The sequence below is a fragment of the Rhizobacter sp. P2_H2 genome (assembly GCF_056403375.1).
In genome coordinates this window covers 1-2,235 of record NZ_JBFUFP010000913.1, presented here as the reverse complement: position 1 = coordinate 2,235, position 2,235 = coordinate 1, and the positions used below count along the sequence as shown (strand labels likewise).

Below are 2,235 nucleotides of genomic sequence, written 5' to 3'. Positions count from 1 at the left end.
CTGTTCGTGTTCGACGCCAAGTCCGGCACGCTGAGCCCGCTGATGGGCCGCAGCGCCGCCGCGCGCCAGGCCTCCAACCTCGCGATGGCGCATGCGCCTGCACCGGTGGAGCCGCGCCTGATCGAGCAGGCCCAGTCGCTGTCGCTCACCGCGGCGAGCGACAACGTGCCGCTCGATGAAGTCACGCGTGACCTCGACCGCCTGTCGCATGAAGCGCAGGCCGCGGCGCAGCCCGAACTGGTCGCCGCCGTCGAGCATGCCAAGGACGCGATCGCGCATTCGCACAACACCGAAGAGGTGGCGGCCGCGCGCGAACAGCTCTCCGAGGCGCTGTCCGATTTCGTCCACACCGCCACCGACCCGGTGCTCGACATGCCCGAGGCCGCGCCGGCCAAGGTGCAGCCGGCCCTGTCGACGGCCCCGGCCGGCACGGCCACCGACCTCGGCGACGATCCCGAGATGCGCGAGATCTTCCTCGAGGAAGCGCGCGAGGTGATCGAGACCGCCGAGACGGCGCTGAAGACCCTGGCGCATGCCAGCGCCGACGTCGAACAGCAGACCACCGTGCGCCGCGCGTTCCACACGCTGAAGGGCAGCTCGCGCATGGTCGGGCTGAAGGACTTCGGCGATGCCGCGTGGGCCTGCGAGCAGGTCTACAACACCTGGCTGGCCGGCCAGAAGGCGGCCGACCCGACGCTGCTGAATTTCTCCAACGAAGCGCTCGCCTACTTCGCGAAGTGGGTCGATGCGATCGCCGCCCAGAACGTCACCGGCTTCCATGCCGCGGTGGTGAAGGCCGCCGCCGACGCGCTCGGCCGTGGCGATCCGGTGCCGCCGATCAAGGCCGGCCCGGCCGCGCCGGTCCCGCTGATGTCGCTGTCGTTCGGCGACGCCACCGCGGCGAAGCCGGCCGCCGTGGCGCCGGTGGCCGCCAGGCCGGTGGTCACCGCGCCGGTGTCGGCACCGGCTCCGCTGACGCCGCTGTCGATCACGCCGCCACCCGCGGCCCGCCCGGTGGCGCCGCCGCCGGTCGCTGCTGCGCCGGTTGCCGCTCCAATCTCCCAGCCGCTCCCGCTGGCCGACCTGTCGTTCGACCTCGACCTGGGCGCGTTCGACGAGGCCCCGGCCGCTGCGCCGGCCGCCATGGCGCCGACCGGCACGCTGCCGAGCATCGAACTGCCCGACACCTCGATGCTCGACCAGCTCGGCGCGGCCGCGCCGATCGACGCCGTGCTCGAGCCGCTGCCGGTCGCCGAGAGCAGCGAGCCGCAGCTGCTGTCGGCCGATTCGGTCGAGCTGATCGAACTCGACCTGGGCGACGACTTCTTCGGCAGCGCACCGGCCGTCGAGGCCACGCCGCTGGTCACCGAGCTGTCGCCGTCATCGGCCGCGGCGCCGCTGTCCGACGACGACCAGGTCAAGATCGTCGGCCCGCTGCGCATCGGCATCCCGCTGTTCAACATCTACCTGAACGAAGCCGACGAACTGTCGCGCCGCCTGACGACCGAAGTCGCCGAGTGGGCGATGGAGCTGCACCGCCCGATCGGCGAGATGCCGATCGCGCTCGCGCACTCGCTGGCAGGCAGTTCGGCCACGGTCGGTTTCAGCGAGCTGTCGCATCTCGCGCGGCTGCTCGAGCATTCGCTGATGCGTTCGCAGGCGATCGGCGCCGGYACGACCGACGAAGCCCGCCTGTTCGTCGACTCGGCCGAAGAAGTGCGCCGCCTGCTGCACCAGTTCGCCGCCGGCTTCCTGAAGCCCGCCGCACCGGAACTGCTGGAGCGCCTGGCCGCACACGAGATCAGCTCGGCCCGTCGCCTCGAGGCCGCCAACGCGGCGGCCGAGGTGGCGCAGGCCTCGCCGTCGACCGACGACATCCCGGCACCGCAGCCGGAAGAAGGCTTCGGCGACCTCGACGTGTCGTTCGACGACCTGGCCGCCTTCGAAGCGGCCCCCGAGATCGTGCTGAGCGAGCCGATGGCGCTGGCGCCGGAGCTGCCGGCCGTGCCCGAGGTTCCTGAGGCATTCGACCCCGAAGCGCTGTCGGCCGCGGCCGAAGGCTCGTTCGGCACCAACGACACCAACTTCGCCGGCCTCGGCCTGCCCGAGCTGAAGGCGTTCTCGCCGCTCGCCGCCGAGCCGCAGCGCTCGGCACCGGTGCGCGTCGACGTCGACGACGAGGGTGACGACGATGACGACGACATCGATGCGATCGATGCCGTCGACGCCGAGCTG

Annotated in this window: 1 protein-coding gene; it reads left to right on the top strand. The window is 72.0% G+C overall.

Features of this window, described 5'->3' with window-relative positions:
• On the top strand, positions 1-2,235 hold a 2,235-nt coding region (locus AC1D15_RS28160), incomplete at both ends, for an Hpt domain-containing protein (RefSeq protein WP_477828607.1).